Origin of the sequence: Streptomyces sp. NPDC001410, from assembly GCF_042895235.1 — a bacterium.
In the GTDB taxonomy this organism is placed as follows: domain Bacteria; phylum Actinomycetota; class Actinomycetes; order Streptomycetales; family Streptomycetaceae; genus Streptomyces.
The window spans coordinates 49,696-66,046 of the sequence record NZ_JBIAWE010000025.1; the positions used below are offsets into that span (position 1 = coordinate 49,696).

The following is a 16,351-nucleotide window of genomic DNA, read 5'->3' on the forward strand; positions in this document are numbered from 1 at the left end:
CCCGGCCCACCCCTCGCGGGTGGACCGGGCTCGGTGCCTGGTGGATGCCTGGCGGAGACTCAGGAAGCGGCGGTGCGCAGCCCCTGGAGGTCGATCTGCTCCGTCTCGTCGTGCGCGGTCAGGTCGATGACCTGGCCGACGCCGCGCGACTCCGCGTCGGCGGGCTTGAACTCGGCCTCCGCCTCGGCCTTGTGCAGCGCGAGGGCCTCCTGGCCGACGACGTCGGCGAGGTCCTCGTTCTGCACGGACTCCAGCGCGGCGGACGCCGACTGCTTCTGGGTGCCGAAGAAGTCGAACCCGCCCTCGATCGCCGGGCGCCGCGCGGGCGCGGCCGGTACGACGGCCACCGCGGTCGGCACCGTGAAGTGACCGGCGGGCTGCTGCCCCGCGGGCTTGGCGGGCTGGTCCGCAGTCGTCGAGGTGGCGGCCGCGGGCTCGTGTCCGCCGGCCGCCTCGGGCTTCCCCTGCGCCTCGCCCTCCGTGTCGGCCTCCTGCGCGGGCTCCTTGCGCACACCGTCACCCGGGGCCTCGGCGGACCCGTCCGAGGTCGACTCGGCCGTGACGGGCTCGGGCCTTACGGGCTCGGGCCTGACCGGCTCGGGTTCGGCGGACTCGGGCGCGACGGACTCGGCCTGGACAACCGCGACCTCGGCAGACTCGGCCTGGGCAACCGCGACCTCGGCAGACTCGGCCTGGACAACCGCGACCTCGGCAGACTCGGCCTGGGCAACCGCGACCTCGGCGGACTCGACCTCGGCCTCGACTGACGCCCCGTCACGGTCCAGCCGGGACAGCGCCACCGCGGCCTTCAGGAACAGCTGAGCGCCCTCGGCGGAGAACACCGGGCCGGCCTTCGGCTTCTCCTCGGCGGCCTCGGCGGCCTCGGCGGTCTCGACCGCGTCACCGGTCTCGGGCTCGCCGGCCTCGGGCTCGGCGCTGCGCGCGGGCGGCAGTGCGGGCGGGCCGGACGGCACGGCCGCCTCGATCTCCAGCAGCCGGCGCCCCTCCAGGGCGCTCGCGCGCTCGGTCTCCGCCGTGGCGTAGCGGCGCAGCAGGGCCGCGTGCTCGTTGCGCAGCCCGGCCAGCTCCGCGCGCTTGGCGCGCAGCCGCTGCTCGAGCTTGGTGCGCAGCTCGCGCGACTCCTCCAGGTCGGTCTCCAGTTCGGCGACCCGTTCGTCGTAGCGCCACTCGTCGCTGACCCGCGCGCGCGTGAGGTCGGCGACCTGCTTGCCCGCCTGGGAGTCCCAGCGGCGCATCACGACGGCGCCCACGACAGCGGTTGCCGCGGCGGCCGCGGCCAGCGTGCGCAACACCGTGACCTCGGAGAACACCCAGGGACCCAGCGCGCAGACGACGGACACGCCGGCGATCGCCGACGGAGGCAACAGCCGGTGCAGAGGTGGTGAATGGCGGTGGCGTCCACGTGGCATGGCCAGAAACTTACCGCGCGTAGGCGCTTCGCGGACCCCCGCCCCGTAAAAACACCGCCACACCACGAGCTTCTCCGGGCATCGGGCACCCGGCGGCTCAGCGGTCGCTCAGCCGCCCGCTGAGCCACTGCAGCGTCGGCGGGATCTCCCGGCGCCAGGTGTTGAAGTTGTGCCCGCCGCTGTCCAGGATGATCGACGAGATCCGGGTCAGGTTCGTGGCCTGCACATCCCCTATGAACTTGAGGGTGTCCTTGTAGTTGTGTTCGCCGATCCTGCTGCTGGTGACGAGCAGCGAGGTGTCGGGCGCGGGCTCGTGCTTGAGGAGCCACCACAGGTCGGCACGATTCTGCAGTTTCGTGTCGCCCTTGAAGAGGTCACCGGTCGTGGGGTCGATCGGCGCCTTGTAGTAGGGCGAGAGACCGGCGGCGGCCGCGTAGACGCTCGGGTGGTGCATGGCGAGCTTCAGCGCGCAGTAGCCGCCGGTGGAGTCGCCGACGATGCCCCAGCTGCCGGGCCGCTTGCCCACCCTGTAGTGCGCGAGTACGGCCTCGGGCAGGTCCTCGGCGAAGAAGGTCTCGCTCTGCGGCCCGCCCGGGACGTCCACGCACTCGGTGTCGCGTGGCGGCGCCACGGTCGGCCGCAGCATCACCAGGATCATCGGCTGCATCCGCCCGTTCTTGGCCAGCTCCTGCGCCGTACGCGGGTAGTGCAGTTTGTCCACCAGCGCCTGCGCCGTACCGGGGTAGCCGGTCAGTACGACGGCCGCCGGGAACGTACGCGTGCGGTACTGCGGCTGGAAGTACTCGGGCGGCAGATAGACGTACGCCGGGGTGGCGATGTGGGTCTTACGGCCCACGATGTCCACCTTCTGGATCTGCCCGGCCGTCTGCGGCCGTGATCCGTTGACGCCCTTGACCAGGGAGGAGGAGACCACCTGCAGCGGGCCGCCCGTACCGGCGTTGGCCGAGTGGTCGACGACTATGCCCTGGTCGGTCTCCTGGCCGAACAGGTCGGCCCAGCTGGCGTAGAACCCGAAAGCCTGGTTGGCGGCGACCCCGAGGGAGCCGAAGAGTGCCAGCTGGGTGGCAAGGAGCAGACCGACGCGCCCGCTGACGGCCCGCCAGTTCTGCCGGGCGAGCCGCGGCCACAACCACACCGTGGCGATGAACAGCACCGCGGCGAGCACGACCGCAAGCGCCAGCACCTTGTTGCTCGTGAGACCCATGGGCTCTTCCTGCCTGCGCTTTCCGCCCGTGGCCCACCCAGCATCGTTGCAAGGGCTTGCCCGGGGCTTTCCTTGGCCTTTGACCCGACTTTCCGGAGGGGAGTGAACCTCTCTCCCCAAGACACCGTCCTAGAGGGCGCAATGTCGCCGGATGCCCCGATCGGCACCGGGTTCAAGGTCTCTCGCAGAACTACGGGATGCGATGTCTGTCAGGATAGATGGGGAAATGTCGGGCGGGGTTCCGAGCCGATCAAGCCGGGCGCGGCGCATATTGCGCGGCCCGCGCCCCGAGGCCGTCCCCGCTCTGGTCGGCAGGGCGTGCGCCCTCGTGGGCGTGATGGACATCGCCGCGGGCGTGTTCCCGCGCTTCCGTCACAGCCGTATGCATGCCCTGGCCGAGGTACTGCCCGGCTCCTTCGGGCCGTTCGCGGCGGCACTCTCGCTCAGCGCGGGCGTGCTGCTGCTCCTGCTCGCACACGGGCTCAAGCGGCGCAAGCGCCGGGCGTGGCGCGCCGCGGTCGCGCTCCTGCCCGCCGGTGCGGCCGCCGAGTTCGTGTACCGGCACTCGGTCATCGGCATGCTCATCTCGTTGGCGATCCTGATTCCGCTGCTGCGCCACCGCGACGAGTTCGCGGCGCTGCCGGACCCGCGCAGCCGCTGGCGCGCACTCGCCAACTTCGTCCTGATGGCCGCCGGTTCCCTCGCCCTCGGCCTGGTCATCGTCAGCGTCCATCCGAACCGGATGGTCGGCGACCCGAGCCTGGCCGACCGCCTGACGCACGTCGTCTACGGCCTGTTCGGCTTCGAGGGCCCGCTGGACTACGACGGCAGCACGTCCTGGACGGTCGCCTTCTCCCTCGGCGCCCTCGGCTGGCTGACCGCGGTCACCACCATCTACTTCGCCTTCCGCCCCGAACACCCGGCCGCCCGCCTCACCGAGGAGGACGAGGCCCGGCTGCGCGCCCTGCTGGACAAGCACGGCGGCCGCGACTCCCTCGGCCACTTCGCGCTGCGCCGTGACAAGGCGGTCGTCTTCTCGCCCAGCGGCAAGGCGGCGGTCACCTACCGTGTGGTCTCCGGCGTGATGCTCGCGAGCGGCGACCCGATCGGCGACGTCGAGGCCTGGCCCGGCGCCATCGAACGCTTCATGGACGAGGCCAAGGCGCACTCCTGGACCCCGGCCGTCATGGGCTGCTCGGAGACGGGCGGCGAGGTGTGGACCCGCGAGACCGGCCTGGACGCCCTGGAGCTGGGCGACGAGGCGGTGGTCGACGTGGCGGATTTCTCACTCGCCGGACGCGCGATGCGCAACGTGCGCCAGATGGTCAAGCGCATCGAGCGGGCCGGCTACGAAACCCGGGTACGGCGCATCCGTGACCTCGGCGAGGCCGAGCTGGAGCGCGTCCGCCGGGCGGCGGAGGACTGGCGCGGCACGGACAACGAGCGCGGCTTCTCCATGGCGCTCGGCCGCATCGGCGACCCCACCGACGGCGACTGTCTGATCGCCACCGCCCACAAGGCCGACGACGAACCCGGCGAGTACGGCGACCTGAAGGCGATCCTGCACTTCGTGCCCTGGGGATCCGACGGTGTCTCCCTGGACCTGATGCGCCGCGACCGCACCGCCGATCCCGGCATGAACGAGCTGCTGATCGTCGCCGCCCTGCAGGCCGCCCCCAAGTTCGGCATCACGCGGGTCTCGCTGAACTTCGCGATGTTCCGCTCCGCCCTCGCGCGCGGGGAGAAGATCGGCGCGGGCCCGGTGCTGCGCGCCTGGCGCGGACTGCTGGTGTTCCTCTCCCGCTGGTTCCAGATCGAGTCGCTGTACAAGTTCAACGCCAAGTTCCAGCCGCGCTGGGAGCCGCGCTTCGTCGTCTACCGCGCCTCCGCCGACCTGCCCCGCATCGGCTTCGCCGCCATGCAGGCGGAGGGTTTCGTCGACCTCGCCCTGCCGCTCCCGCGCTTCCTGCGCCGACGCCGGGCGGCCGCCGAGCGCCCCTGCGCGCACTCCGTGGCGGAACGCGACGTCCGAGCCGCCTGACCCCGGCCTGCCGCGCCGAGAGCACGGCCCGGCCCCTGACCGGCCCGGGCGGAAGCCCCATCCCCTCCAGCACGGGAGCTTCCGCCCGGGCCGCGGCGCGTGTGCGGCACCCCCCTGGGCCTACGCTGAACGTATGAACAACCTCAGCGGGCGCGGCCGAGTGGCAGGCCTTCCGGCATGGGACCGGTGCGCGGTCATGGGGGTCGTGAACGTGACCCCCGATTCCTTCTCCGACGGCGGCCGCTGGTTCGACACGACCGTCGCCGTCAAGCACGGCCTGGACCTGGTGGCCGAGGGCGCGGACCTGGTCGACGTCGGCGGCGAGTCCACCCGCCCCGGCGCCACCCGCGTCGACGAGGCCGAGGAACTCAGGCGCGTCATCCCCGTCGTCCGCGGCCTCGCCTCCGAAGGCGTGGCCGTCTCCGTCGACACCATGCGCGCCTCCGTCGCCGAACAGGCCCTCGCCGCCGGCGCCGCCCTCGTCAACGACGTCAGCGGCGGCCTCGCCGACCCCGCGATGATCCCCGTGGTCGCCGCCACGGGCGCCCCCTTCGTCGTCATGCACTGGCGCGGCTTCCTGCAGGGCGGCAACGTCCAGGGCGTGTACGAGGACGTCGTCACCGAAGTCGTGGACGAACTGCAGGCGCGTGTGGAGGCCGTTCTCGCGGGCGGCATCGCCCCCGAGCGCATCGTCGTCGACCCCGGTCTCGGCTTCTCCAAGCAGGCCGAGCACGACCTCACGCTGCTCGCCCACCTCGACCGGCTGCACGCCCTCGGCCACCCCCTGCTCGTCGCCGCCTCCCGCAAGCGGTTCCTCGGCCGCGTCCTCGCCGGCCCGGAGGGTGCACCCCCGCCGGCCCGCGAGCGCGACGCCGCCACGGCCGCCGTCTCTGCGCTCGCGGCGCACGCCGGCGCATGGGCGGTTCGGGTGCACGAGGTACGCGCCACCGCGGACGCGGTGCGAGTGGCGCGCGCCGTCGAAGGAGCCCGGTGAGCGCCCCCCACACGGACGTCGAACAGGTGGAGGCCGCCAACACCGCCTTCTACGAGGCGATGGAGCGCGGTGACTTCGAGGAGCTGTCCTCGCTCTGGCTCACGCCCTCCGACCTGGGCGTGGACGAGGAGTACCACGACCCGGCGGACACCGGCGTGATCTCCTGCGTCCACCCCGGCTGGCCGGTGCTCACCGGCCGCTCCGAGGTCCTCAGGTCGTACGCGCTGATCATGGCGAACACCGACTACATCCAGTTCTTCCTCACCGACGTGCACGTCTCCGTCACCGGCGACACCGCCTTGGTGACCTGCACCGAGAACATCCTGAGCGGCGGCCCCGCCCCCGAGGACGGCGCGGAACTCGGCCCCCTGGTCGGCCAGCTCGTCGTCGCCACGAACGTGTTCCGGCGCACCCCCACCGGCTGGAAGCTCTGGTCGCACCACGCCTCCCCCGTACTGGCCGAATCCGACGAGGAAGAGGAAAGCGGCCAGAACGGAGCGGACGGCGAGAATTCTGGCGACAACCCCCTCGCGTGACCGCGTACGAACCCCACACGGACCAAGAAGTGGTTGGAATCACCTACCCGGGGGTATGTGCGGCTACCAGCCCATGACGCGGCCGGGTTCCCCAGGGGAAACACACGGTGAAGCCTGCGGGTCCCCGCCCGGGCACGCGCCCCCGTCACCCGGATGTGTCAGCGTCCGCAGGTAGATTCGTCAGAGGCCGGTGTGCCGCCCGCACGCGGCACCGCCCGGCCGTTCCCGACGATTGCAGGAGTGATTCGCGTGGATCGTGTCGCGCTGCGCGGCCTGAAGGCCCGCGGGCACCACGGTGTGTTCCCCAAGGAGCGCGAGGAGGGCCAGACCTTCATCGTGGACCTCGTCCTTGGCCTGGACACCCGGCCGGCTGCGGCCGACGACGACCTGGCGAAGACCGTCCACTACGGCATCGTGGCCGAAGAGGTCGTGGCCGTGGTCGAGGGCGAACCGGTGAACCTCATCGAGACCCTCGCCGAGCGGATCGCCCAGACCTGCCTGAAGCACGAGGGAGTCCAGGAGGTAGAGGTCTGCGTCCACAAGCCGGACGCCCCGATCACCGTCCCCTTCGACGATGTGACCGTCACCATCACCCGGAGCCGAGTATGACCCGACCTTTCGCCCAGGGTCACAGCGACCCGACCGTCCAGCCGGTGCCCGCCTCGGTCGTCGAGCAGGTGGACGCCGCCGACACGACACTGAGCAACCCGAAATGGGCCGTGATCTCCATCGGCTCCAACCTCGGCAACCGCCTGGAGACCCTCCAGGGAGCCGTCGACGCCCTGGAGGACACCCCCGGCGTCCGCGTGAAGGCCGTGTCGCCGGTCTACGAGACGGAGCCGTGGGGCGTCGAGCCCGGCAGCCAGCCCTCCTACTACAACGCCGTCGTCGCCCTGAAGACCACCCTGCCGCCGTCCTCCCTGCTGGAGCGGGCCCATGCCGTCGAGGAGGCCTTCAACCGGGTCCGCGACGAGCGCTGGGGACCGCGCACCCTGGACGTCGACATCGTCGCCTACGCGAACGTCACCTCCGACGACCCGCAGCTCACCCTTCCGCACCCGCGCGCCCACGAGCGCGCCTTCGTGCTCGCCCCGTGGCACGACATCGACCCGCAGGCGCTGCTGCCCGGCCGGGGTACGGTGGCCGAACTGCTGTCGGCCGTCACCCGCAACGGCGTCGAGGCCCGCAGGGACCTGGAACTCCGACTGCCCGAGTAGTCGTTAAGGTCAAGACGACCACAGTCCGGGACCGGTCCGGGGGAGCTGAAGGGACACCGTGAGAGAGCTGCGCATCAGGTTGCTGGCCGGCGTCTTCGTCGTGGCCGGCGTCCTGTCCTGGGCGGGCGCCCGCCTCTGGAACTCGATCGGGACACTCCCCAGCGTCCCCCTGGCCGCCCCCGTCGTCCTCGCGCTGATCGCGGTGGTCCTGCTGGCCACGGCGCTCTCGCTGCGCGCCCGGCTCAGGGCCCAGCGCGAGCGCCGCCCCGGCGCCAAGGGCGTCGACCCCCTGATGGCCGCCCGAGCGGTCGTCTTCGGCCAGGCCAGCGCCCTGGTGGCCGCCCTGGTCGCCGGCATGTACGGCGGCACGGGTGTCTTCCTGCTGGAGCTCCTCGACATCCCCGCCCGCCGCGACCAGGCCCTCTACGCCGGCCTCTCGGTCCTGGCCGGCATCGGCGTGATAGCGGCGGCCATGTTCCTGGAGCGGGTCTGCAAGCTCCCCGAGGACGAGGACCGCAACCACGCGGGCGCGGAGCCGGCGGCCTGACCACCGGCTCCGGTCGTTCGGCGCAGGCCGGTCAGCGCGCCATGATGAGGCTCATGGCCTCGTTCCGCGTCGTCGCGTCGCGCAGCTGACCGCGCACCGCCGAGGTGATCGTCTTCGCGCCCGGCTTGCGGATGCCGCGCATCGACATGCACATGTGCTCGCACTCGACGACCACGATCACGCCCCGCGGCTCCAGGATCTCCATCAGGGAGTCCGCTATCTGCGTGGTGAGCCGCTCCTGCACCTGCGGGCGCCGGGCGTAGACGTCCACGAGCCGGGCCAGCTTGGACAGACCGGTGATCTTCCCGGTCACGGACGGGATGTAGCCGACGTGGGCGACGCCCCGGAACGGCACCAGATGATGCTCACAGGTGCTGTAGACCTCTATGTCCTTCACGAGCACCATCTCGTCGTGCCCCAGGTCGAACGTCGTCGTCAGGACGTCCTCGGGCTTCTGCCACAAGCCCGCGAAGATCTCCTTGTACGCCCGCGCCACCCGCGCCGGCGTCTCCCTGAGGCCCTCACGATCCGGATCCTCACCGACCGCGATCAGCAGTTCCCGTACGGCGTTCTCGGCGCGCTTCTCGTCGAACTCGCCGATGGTGCCCTCACCGTCCAGGGTCACGGGGTCGGTCATCTGGTTCCTCGTTCCTGTGCTGTCACGCGTGCGTCCACGCGCTCTGTCTGCGGACATGCGAAATGCCGCGCCCCCCAGGCTAGAACCTGGGGGCCGCGGCATTCATTCCGGCCTGGTGGCTGAAAGTGTTCAGCTCTCGGGGCGGTCTTCCGGGGTCTTGTCCGTCACCGGGGCGGACTCCGACGCCGTCGACTTGACCGTGCTGATCGCCGCCGTCGAGCCGTTCGCCCCGTTGGTCAGTGCCAGCTCCTTCGGGGAGAGCACCGGCGGGCGGGTGGACGGGGTGCGGCGGGAGGAGCCGGTCCACGCGGGCCGCGGCGGGCGCTTGTGGATCGGGGCGAAGATCTCGGCGATCTCCTCCTTGCCCAGGGTCTCCTTCTCCAGCAGGTGAAGGACGAGCTGGTCGAGCACGTCGCGGTTCTCGACCAGGATCTCCCAGGCCTCGTTGTGCGCGTTCTCGATGAGCTTCTTGACCTCTTCGTCGACCAGCGCGGCGACCTCTTCCGAGTAGTCGCGCTGGTGAGCCATCTCACGTCCGAGGAAGGGCTCGCTGTTGTCGCCGCCGAACTTGATCGCACCGAGCCGCTCGGTCATGCCGTACTGCGTGACCATCGCGCGGGCCACGTTGGTGGCCTTCTCGATGTCGTTGGCGGCGCCGGTGGTCGGGTCGTGGAAGACCAGTTCCTCGGCCGCGCGGCCGCCCAGCATGTACGCCAGCTGGTCGAGCATCTCGTTGCGGGTGGTCGAGTACTTGTCCTCGTCCGGGAGCACCATCGTGTAGCCGAGGGCGCGGCCGCGGGAGAGGATCGTGATCTTGTGGACCGGGTCGGAGTTCGGCGAGGCCGCCGCGACCAGGGCGTGACCGCCCTCGTGGTACGCGGTGATCTTCTTCTCCTTGTCCGACATGATCCGGGTCCGCTTCTGCGGGCCCGCGACCACGCGGTCGATCGCCTCGTCCAGCGCCTTGTTGTCGATCAGCTTCTGGTCGCTGCGGGCGGTGAGCAGCGCGGCCTCGTTCAGCACGTTGGCGAGGTCGGCGCCGGTCATGCCGGGGGTGCGGCGGGCGACGGCGGCCAGGTCGACGTCGGGCGCGACCGGCTTGCCCTTCTGGTGAACCTTGAGGATCTCCATGCGGCCCTGCAGGTCCGGCGGGTCGACCGCGATCTGGCGGTCGAAGCGGCCGGGGCGCAGCAGCGCCGGGTCGAGGATGTCGGGCCGGTTCGTCGCGGCGATGAGGATCACGCCGCCCTTGACGTCGAAGCCGTCCATCTCGACGAGCAGCTGGTTCAGCGTCTGCTCGCGCTCGTCGTGACCGCCGCCGAGGCCGGCGCCGCGGTGGCGGCCGACCGCGTCGATCTCGTCGACGAAGACGATCGCCGGGGCGTTCGCCTTGGCCTGCTCGAAGAGGTCACGGACTCGGGAGGCACCGACACCGACGAACATCTCGACGAAGTCGGAACCGGAGATCGAGTAGAAGGGCACTCCGGCCTCGCCGGCCACGGCGCGCGCGAGGAGCGTCTTGCCGGTACCGGGACGGCCGTAGAGGAGCACGCCCTTGGGGATCTTGGCGCCGACGGCCTGGAACTTGGCCGGCTCCTGGAGGAACTCCTTGATCTCGTGGAGCTCCTCGACGGCCTCGTCGCAGCCCGCGACGTCGGAGAAGGTCGTCTTCGGGGTGTCCTTGGTGATGAGCTTGGCCTTGGACTTGCCGAAGTTCATGACCCGGGAGCCGCCGCCCTGCATCTGATTCATCAGGAACAGGAAGACGACCACGATCAGGACGAAGGGCAGCAGGGAGAGCAGGACGCCGACGAACGGGTTCTGCTTGGACGGCGAGACCGTGTAGCCGTCCGGGATCTGCTTGTCCTGGTACTTGTTCTGCAGTGTGGCGGCGATGGCCACGCCCTGGTCGCCGATGTAGCTCGCCTGGATCTTCGAGCTGTCCTCGACCTTCTGGCCGTCCTTGAGGGTGACCTTGATGGTCTGTTCGTCACCGGTGGTGAGCTTGGCCGACTCGACCTTGTTCTCGTTGATCGCCGCCACGACCTGGCCGGTGTCCACCGTCTTGTAGCCGCCGGACGAGCCGACGACCTGCATCAACACGACCACGGCAAGGACGGCCAGCACGATCCACATGACCGGCCCACGGAAGTATCGCTTCACGTCCATCCATACGGAGCGGTGCCGCCCCGTCCCTCCTGCCATAGTGAGTTTGATAAGACAGTTCTTCTGACGGTACCCCAGCATTGTTGTCCGAAGCCGCACGGAGTGGCATGGACGGCTGGCATTCCCGTCTCTGCTTCCTCCAACGGCGCGAAACCCGCTGGGGTTCCCGATCGTCTTACAGGGGCTGGCCCGATTGGCTCAGCCGCCGTAGACGTGAGGCGCGAGCGTACCGACGAACGGCAGGTTGCGGTACTTCTCGGCGTAGTCGAGGCCGTAGCCGACGACGAACTCGTTGGGGATGTCGAAGCCGACCCATTCCACGTCGATGGCGACCTTGGCGGCGTCCGGCTTGCGCAGCAGCGTGCACACCTTGAGGGACTCGGGCTCACGGGAGCCGAGGTTGGACAGCAGCCAGGACAGGGTCAGTCCGGAGTCGATGATGTCCTCGACGATCAGGACGTGCTTGCCCTTGATGTCGGTGTCCAGGTCCTTGAGGATCCGCACGACGCCGGAGGACTGGGTGCCCGCGCCGTAGGACGACACGGCCATCCAGTCCATGGTGACGGGGGTGGACAGCGCCCGGGCCAGGTCGGCCATGACCATGACGGCGCCCTTGAGCACGCCGACGATGAGCAGGTCCTTGCCCGCGTACTCCGCGTCGATCTTCGCGGCCAGCTCGGCCAGCTTCGCGTCGATCTCTTCCTTGGTGATGAGTACCTGCTTGAGGTCGGCACCCATGTCTTTCGCGTCCACCCGCATCACTTTCGGTCGTCCCGCACTTACGGCCGCTCTTACGGCCACCGGCTGTCCGGCCCGTCGGAGGGTCGCTCCGGGGGTCGGGAATCAGCCTTGCCGAATCACCAGTCTGCCACCCTGACGCTGGGCGACGACTTTGCCGGGGAGATTGATGGCTTTCTGGCCGCGCCAGCCGGTGATCAGCCGGTCGACTTCCTCGATGTGGCGGGCGAAGAGCGAGCCGGCCGGGGCACCGGCCTCGATGGCGGCGCGGCGCAGGATCCGGCGGCGTACGGCGGGCGGGAGGGCGTAGAGCTTGGCGCACTCCAGGAGGCCCATGGCGTCGCGTACGGAGGCCTCGGCCTGGGAGGCCCAGGTGTCGAGGGCGTCGGCGTCGTCGCGGGAGAGCTGGGCGGTGCGGGCGAGGGCCTCGACGACGCCTTTGCCGAGGGCCTTCTCCAGGGCGGGCAGACCTTCGTGCCGGAGCCGGGAGCGGGTGTAGGCGGGGTCGGCGTTGTGCGGGTCGTCCCAGACGGGCAGGGACTGGACCATGCAGGCCTTGCGGGCGGTCTGCCGGTCGATGTGCAGGAAGGGGCGCCGGTAACGGCCGTCGGCCCCCGAGACCGCGGCCATTCCGGACAGGGAGCGGATGCCGGAGCCGCGGGCGAGGCCGAGCAGGACGGTTTCGGCCTGGTCGTCGCGGGTGTGGCCGAGCAGGACCGCGGCGGCGCCGTGTCGCTGGGCCGCGGCGTCGAGGGCGGCGTAGCGGGCGTCTCGGGCAGCGGCCTCGGGGCCGCCCTCGCGGCCGACGGACACGGCGATGGACTCGGCGGGGTCGAGGCCGAGTTCACGCAGCCTGAGGACGACCTCCGCGGCCCGGAGGTCGGAGCCGTGCTGGAGGCCGTGGTCCACGGTGATGCCGCCGGCGCGGATGCCGAGCTTGGGGGCCTCGAAGGCGAGGGCCGAGGCGAGCGCCATGGAGTCGGCGCCGCCGGAGCACGCGACCAGCACGAGCGGGGAGGGGGTGCGCTCGTTCCGGCCCGGTTCGCGGGCTTCCACGGTGGCAGCCGTCGCGGCTGTCATCGCTGCTTCGGTGGTGCGGCTGTGGTCGGTGAGGAGGTCGTGAAGGACGCGGCGGACCGCCAGGCGTATCGCCGCGACCGCAGGATGGGGACCCATGTCCGGTTCCCTTCATGAAGTTTTCGGGGGGTGAGCCCGAGGTCGGTCACTCAGAGTGTGTAGATGGTGACAGAAGCGGGCCGTTCCCCGAGCATTGCACGCCTACCCATCGCTCACGGTCCCTCGGACGGGTGATTGGAGGGGCATTCGCCTGCCGTAGGCCGGATTCGGTTCACGACTGCCTCACGCGGTTCACGACTCGGCCTTGCGGTGCACCCGTGCGACCCAGTCCGCCGGTTTGGCGATCTCCGCCTTGGTGGGCAGGGTGTTGGGGGATGTCCACACGCGGTTGAAGCCGTCCATGCCGACCTGTTCGACGACCGCGCGCACGAAGCGTTCGCCGTCCCGGTACTGCCTGAGCTTGGCGTCCAGACCGAGCAGCTTGCGCAGGGCGAGGTCGAGGCGGGAGGCGCCCCTGGCGCGGCGCTGCTGGAACTTCTCACGGATCTCGGAGACGGTCGGCACGACGCTCGGGCCCACCCCGTCCATGACGAAGTCGGCGTGGCCCTCCAGCAGGGACATGACCGCGGTGAGGCGGCCGAGGATCTCGCGCTGGACCGGGGTCTGCACCAGCTCCACGAAGGAGCGTCCGCCGTCGTCCTCCTCGCCCTCGGGGCGGCCGCCGGCGAGGGACTGGGCGGCTTCCCGGATGCGCTCCAGGACGGTCATCGGATCGACGTCGGTCTCCGCCAAGAACGACTGGATTTCACCCTCGAGGTGGTCACGGAGCCAGGGCACGGCGGTGAACTGCGTGCGGTGGGTCTCCTCGTGCAGGCACACCCAGAGCCTGAAGTCGTGCGGCTCGACGTCGAGTTCGCGCTCCACGTGGACGATGTTGGGGGCGACGAGGAGGAGGCGGCCGCCACTCGGTGCATCAGGGGGGCCGCCGGCCGGGAGGTCGCGGGAGGCGGGGGCGAAGGTCTCGTACTGGCCGAGGACGCGGGAGGAGAGGAAGGACAGCAGCATGCCGAGTTCGACGCCGGTGACCTTGCCGCCGACGGCGCCGAGGACCACGTTGCCGGGGCTGCTGCCGCGGCGTTCCTGCATCTTCTCCAGGAGGGGCTTGAGGATCTCCCGGAAGCCGGCGACGTTCGCCCGGACCCAGCCCGGGCGGTCGACGACCAGGACGGGGGTGTCGTGGGTTTCCCCGGTGCCCATCCGAGTGAAGCCCCGGACGTGTTCCTCCGAGGCCTTCGCGTGCCGGCGCAGCTCCGCCACGACGGCCCTGGCCTCGTCGCGGCTGACTTCGGGGCCCGGTCGTACGAGCCGTGTCGCGGTCGCCACCGCGAGGTTCCAGTCGACCATCCCGGGAGATGCGGTGCCACCGAAGCTCGTCATGCGTCAACGGTACGTGAGCGCTCCCGCTTGGGGCAGGCCGTGGGCGTCGGGTGAGGTGCGGTTTCTCGTGTGGTGACGGGTGTTGGCGTCCTACCGGCAGCCGCAGTCCGCCAGTGCCGTCGCCGTCTTGTCCAGGGCAGTCTGGGCCTCCTGGGGGTCGGTCGTGTCGGAGGCCAGGAAGGCGAAGGCCAGGAAATGGCCGTCCTGGTCGACGACCGTGCCCGCCAGGGTGTTCACGCCGGTCAGGGTGCCTGTCTTCGCGCGTACGACGCCTGCCGCGCCGTCGGTGTAGCGGTCGGTCAGGGTGCCGGTGAAGCCGGCCACCGGGAGGCCGGTGAGGACCGGGCGGAGGCCGGGGCGGGCCGGGTCGGCGGCCTTGACCAGCAGGGCGGTGAGGAGGTTCGCCGTGAGCCGGTCGTCGCGGTTGAGGCCGCTGCCGTCGTGGAAGGCGGCGCCGGACATGGGCAGGCCGAGCTTGGTCAGCTGGGTGGCGATGGCCTTCGCACCGCCGTCGAAGCTCCCCGCCCGGCCACTGGCCAGGGCGGTCTGGCGGGCCAGGGCCTCGGCGATGTCGTTGTCGCTGTTCGTCAGCATGCGCTCGACCAGGGCGGACAGCGGGGGCGAGGAGACGGTGGCGAGGGTCTGGGCGCGGTTGGTGGCCTTGGAGGGCCCGGGGGGCGTGGCCTTGATGCCGGCCTGATTGAGGTAGTCCGCGAACTTGCGGGCCACGTCGGCCGCCGGGTCGCTCACGCGGGTCGCCGGGCCGCTGGTGGAGGCGTCGGTGCGGCCCTCGTCGGCGGTCAGGGCGCTGACCGGGGCGAGGTTGTCGTTGACGCCGATGGGATGCAGCGCGGGGCCGGAGAAGAGCGTGGTGTCGTAGGAGAGCGTGATCTTGTCGATGCCGCGCTTCTTGAGGGCGGCCGCGGTGTCGGCGGCGAGCGTGCGCAGGCTCGCCCAGCTTTCGGCCTTCGGGTGGGCGGTGAGGGTGGGGTCGCCACCGCCGACCAGCACCAGTTCCTTGGTGTCGGGTTCGAGCGCGGCGCGGGTGGTGAGGCGGTGGTCGGGGCCGAGGGCGGACAGCGCGGCGACGGCGGTGGCGATCTTGGTGGTGGAGGCGGGGGTGAAGGCCTGGTCGGCGGCGGTGCCGTACAACTGCTTGCCGGTGCTGACGTCGACGACGGCCGCCGCATGGCCGCCGCCGAGCGCGGAGGCGTCCAGGAGCGGCCCCAGGACGTCCGCGAGGGCCTTCCGGCCCGGCGGGGCCTTCTTGGTGCTGACGGTGCCCGTGGTGCCGCCCAGGCCCGTCAGGACGGCCGGGGCGCTCGGTGCGGGCCGGGGGCCCCGCGCGCTCGTGCCCAAGGCGCCGTGATCTGCGCCACCTGACCGCTCCAGGGCGGCGGCCCGGTCCCGCTCGGCCGTACGCTGACCATTGGCGTCCCAGGGACCGGCGACGGTCACCACACCGGCGGCCAGCGCCAGCCCGGCGGTGGCGGCGCCCGCGGTGTACTGCCAGGTCCTGAGGGCTCGCGGCCCAGGGAGGTGTGCAAGCCCGGGGCGCACTGCCTTCGTCAGCCGCGCGACCCCTGGTTTCGCGGCCGTCACGGCGCGCGCCAGTCGCGGTCGTACGGCGTTCGCGATCCGCAGCACCTGCGGTCTCGCGGCTCGCCAAGGCCTCAGCTCTGGCACGACCACCAGCCCCTTTCGCGATCACACACCTGCGTGAGGGACACTTAACCACCAGAACTATGTGCTGATCATGGAGGAGCCACCGGTGGAGTTCGACGTCACGATCGAGATCCCGAAGGGTTCGCGGAACAAGTACGAGGTGGACCACGAGACCGGTCGGATCCGCCTGGACCGTCGCCTCTTCACCTCGACCGCCTACCCGACCGACTACGGCTTCGTCGAGAACACCCTCGGCGAGGACGGCGACCCGCTGGACGCGCTGGTCATCCTGGACGAGCCGACCTTCCCGGGCTGCCTGATCAAGTGCCGTGCGATCGGCATGTTCCGGATGACGGACGAGGCGGGCGGCGACGACAAGCTGCTGTGCGTTCCGGCCACCGACCCGCGTGTGGAGCACCTGCGCGACATCCACCACGTGTCGGAGTTCGACCGCCTGGAGATCCAGCACTTCTTCGAGGTGTACAAGGACCTGGAGCCCGGCAAGTCGGTCGAGGGTGCCAACTGGGTGGGCCGCACGGACGCCGAGATCGAGATCGAGCGGTCCTACAAGCGCTTCAAGGAGCAGGGCGGCCACTGAGGCTCTCTGTTGCCACGGGCCGCACGCGCACGCGTGCGGCCCG

General features: G+C 71.0%; 15 protein-coding genes. 7 read left to right on the plus strand and 8 right to left on the minus strand.

Annotation, left to right across the window (positions count from 1 at the left end):
• Nucleotides 1-59 precede the first annotated feature (59 nt).
• A complete protein-coding gene (locus tag ACFY3C_RS40150; protein ID WP_390774358.1) occupies nt 60-1,430 on the minus strand; it encodes a hypothetical protein in 1,371 nt (456 codons plus the stop codon).
• 97 nt (nt 1,431-1,527) lie between these two features.
• Complete coding sequence (locus ACFY3C_RS40155) at nt 1,528-2,655, minus strand: alpha/beta hydrolase (RefSeq protein ID WP_386579540.1); 1,128 nt, start codon at nt 2,653-2,655, stop codon at nt 1,528-1,530.
• 226 nt (nt 2,656-2,881) lie between these two features.
• Here ACFY3C_RS40155 and ACFY3C_RS40160 point away from each other — a divergent pair, with 226 nt between their 5' ends.
• The 6 genes from ACFY3C_RS40160 to ACFY3C_RS40185 all read left to right on the plus strand — a co-directional run bounded on the left by ACFY3C_RS40160 (nt 2,882) and on the right by ACFY3C_RS40185 (nt 7,990).
• A complete protein-coding gene (locus ACFY3C_RS40160) occupies nt 2,882-4,696 on the plus strand; it encodes a phosphatidylglycerol lysyltransferase domain-containing protein (RefSeq protein WP_390774359.1) in 1,815 nt (604 codons plus the stop codon).
• A gap of 133 nt (nt 4,697-4,829) precedes the next feature.
• A complete protein-coding gene (folP, locus tag ACFY3C_RS40165) occupies nt 4,830-5,690 on the plus strand; it encodes a dihydropteroate synthase (protein WP_390774360.1) in 861 nt (286 codons plus the stop codon).
• The gene (locus ACFY3C_RS40170; protein WP_390774361.1) at nt 5,687-6,226 is read left to right on the plus strand and encodes a nuclear transport factor 2 family protein; all 540 of its coding nucleotides are present in this window, start codon (nt 5,687-5,689) and stop codon (nt 6,224-6,226) included. Before folP ends, ACFY3C_RS40170 begins: the two co-directional genes overlap by 4 nt.
• A gap of 249 nt (nt 6,227-6,475) precedes the next feature.
• Nucleotides 6,476-6,835, plus strand: a complete 360-nt coding sequence (folB, locus tag ACFY3C_RS40175; RefSeq protein ID WP_356299925.1) for a dihydroneopterin aldolase — start codon at nt 6,476-6,478, stop codon at nt 6,833-6,835.
• Nucleotides 6,832-7,443, plus strand: coding sequence for a 2-amino-4-hydroxy-6-hydroxymethyldihydropteridine diphosphokinase (gene folK, locus ACFY3C_RS40180; RefSeq protein ID WP_386579534.1), 612 nt, complete (start codon nt 6,832-6,834; stop codon nt 7,441-7,443). Before folB ends, folK begins: the two co-directional genes overlap by 4 nt.
• A 58-nt stretch (nt 7,444-7,501) precedes the next feature.
• Complete coding sequence (locus tag ACFY3C_RS40185; protein WP_386579532.1) at nt 7,502-7,990, plus strand: DUF3180 domain-containing protein; 489 nt, start codon at nt 7,502-7,504, stop codon at nt 7,988-7,990.
• A gap of 31 nt (nt 7,991-8,021) precedes the next feature.
• Here the strand turns inward: ACFY3C_RS40185 and folE are convergent, their stop codons facing one another.
• The 6 genes from folE to dacB form a co-directional block, all read right to left on the minus strand.
• Nucleotides 8,022-8,627, minus strand: coding sequence for a GTP cyclohydrolase I FolE (gene folE, locus ACFY3C_RS40190; RefSeq protein WP_389188591.1), 606 nt, complete (start codon nt 8,625-8,627; stop codon nt 8,022-8,024).
• Nucleotides 8,628-8,756: 129 nt separating this feature from the next.
• On the minus strand, nt 8,757-10,796 hold the full coding sequence (gene ftsH, locus ACFY3C_RS40195; RefSeq protein WP_386579529.1) for an ATP-dependent zinc metalloprotease FtsH: 2,040 nt from the start codon (nt 10,794-10,796) through the stop codon (nt 8,757-8,759).
• Nucleotides 10,797-10,991: 195 nt separating this feature from the next.
• Nucleotides 10,992-11,552, minus strand: a complete 561-nt coding sequence (gene hpt / locus ACFY3C_RS40200) for a hypoxanthine phosphoribosyltransferase (RefSeq protein WP_067028163.1) — start codon at nt 11,550-11,552, stop codon at nt 10,992-10,994.
• 84 nt (nt 11,553-11,636) lie between these two features.
• The gene (tilS, locus tag ACFY3C_RS40205) at nt 11,637-12,707 is read right to left on the minus strand and encodes a tRNA lysidine(34) synthetase TilS (RefSeq protein WP_386579527.1); all 1,071 of its coding nucleotides are present in this window, start codon (nt 12,705-12,707) and stop codon (nt 11,637-11,639) included.
• 192 nt (nt 12,708-12,899) lie between these two features.
• The gene (locus tag ACFY3C_RS40210) at nt 12,900-14,045 is read right to left on the minus strand and encodes a zinc-dependent metalloprotease (protein ID WP_389188603.1); all 1,146 of its coding nucleotides are present in this window, start codon (nt 14,043-14,045) and stop codon (nt 12,900-12,902) included.
• A gap of 90 nt (nt 14,046-14,135) precedes the next feature.
• Nucleotides 14,136-15,737: a D-alanyl-D-alanine carboxypeptidase/D-alanyl-D-alanine-endopeptidase gene (dacB, locus tag ACFY3C_RS40215; protein ID WP_390774362.1), complete on the minus strand. Its 1,602-nt coding sequence runs from the start codon at nt 15,735-15,737 to the stop codon at nt 14,136-14,138.
• 79 nt (nt 15,738-15,816) lie between these two features.
• Here dacB and ACFY3C_RS40220 point away from each other — a divergent pair, with 79 nt between their 5' ends.
• On the plus strand, nt 15,817-16,308 hold the full coding sequence (locus tag ACFY3C_RS40220) for an inorganic diphosphatase (protein ID WP_010044289.1): 492 nt from the start codon (nt 15,817-15,819) through the stop codon (nt 16,306-16,308).
• The last annotated feature ends 43 nt before the right edge of the window (nt 16,309-16,351 follow it).

Coding starts and splice junctions, on each gene's coding strand:
- ACFY3C_RS40150 (WP_390774358.1), bottom strand. CDS start 1,430: ATGCCACGTGGACGCCACCGCCATTCACCACCTCTGCACCGGCTGTTG.
- ACFY3C_RS40155 (WP_386579540.1), bottom strand. CDS start 2,655: ATGGGTCTCACGAGCAACAAGGTGCTGGCGCTTGCGGTCGTGCTCGCC.
- ACFY3C_RS40160 (WP_390774359.1), top strand. CDS start 2,882: ATGTCGGGCGGGGTTCCGAGCCGATCAAGCCGGGCGCGGCGCATATTG.
- folP (WP_390774360.1), top strand. CDS start 4,830: ATGAACAACCTCAGCGGGCGCGGCCGAGTGGCAGGCCTTCCGGCATGG.
- folK (WP_386579534.1), top strand. CDS start 6,832: ATGACCCGACCTTTCGCCCAGGGTCACAGCGACCCGACCGTCCAGCCG.
- folE (WP_389188591.1), bottom strand. CDS start 8,627: ATGACCGACCCCGTGACCCTGGACGGTGAGGGCACCATCGGCGAGTTC.
- ftsH (WP_386579529.1), bottom strand. CDS start 10,796: ATGGACGTGAAGCGATACTTCCGTGGGCCGGTCATGTGGATCGTGCTG.
- hpt (WP_067028163.1), bottom strand. CDS start 11,552: ATGCGGGTGGACGCGAAAGACATGGGTGCCGACCTCAAGCAGGTACTC.
- tilS (WP_386579527.1), bottom strand. CDS start 12,707: ATGGGTCCCCATCCTGCGGTCGCGGCGATACGCCTGGCGGTCCGCCGC.
- ACFY3C_RS40210 (WP_389188603.1), bottom strand. CDS start 14,045: ATGACGAGCTTCGGTGGCACCGCATCTCCCGGGATGGTCGACTGGAAC.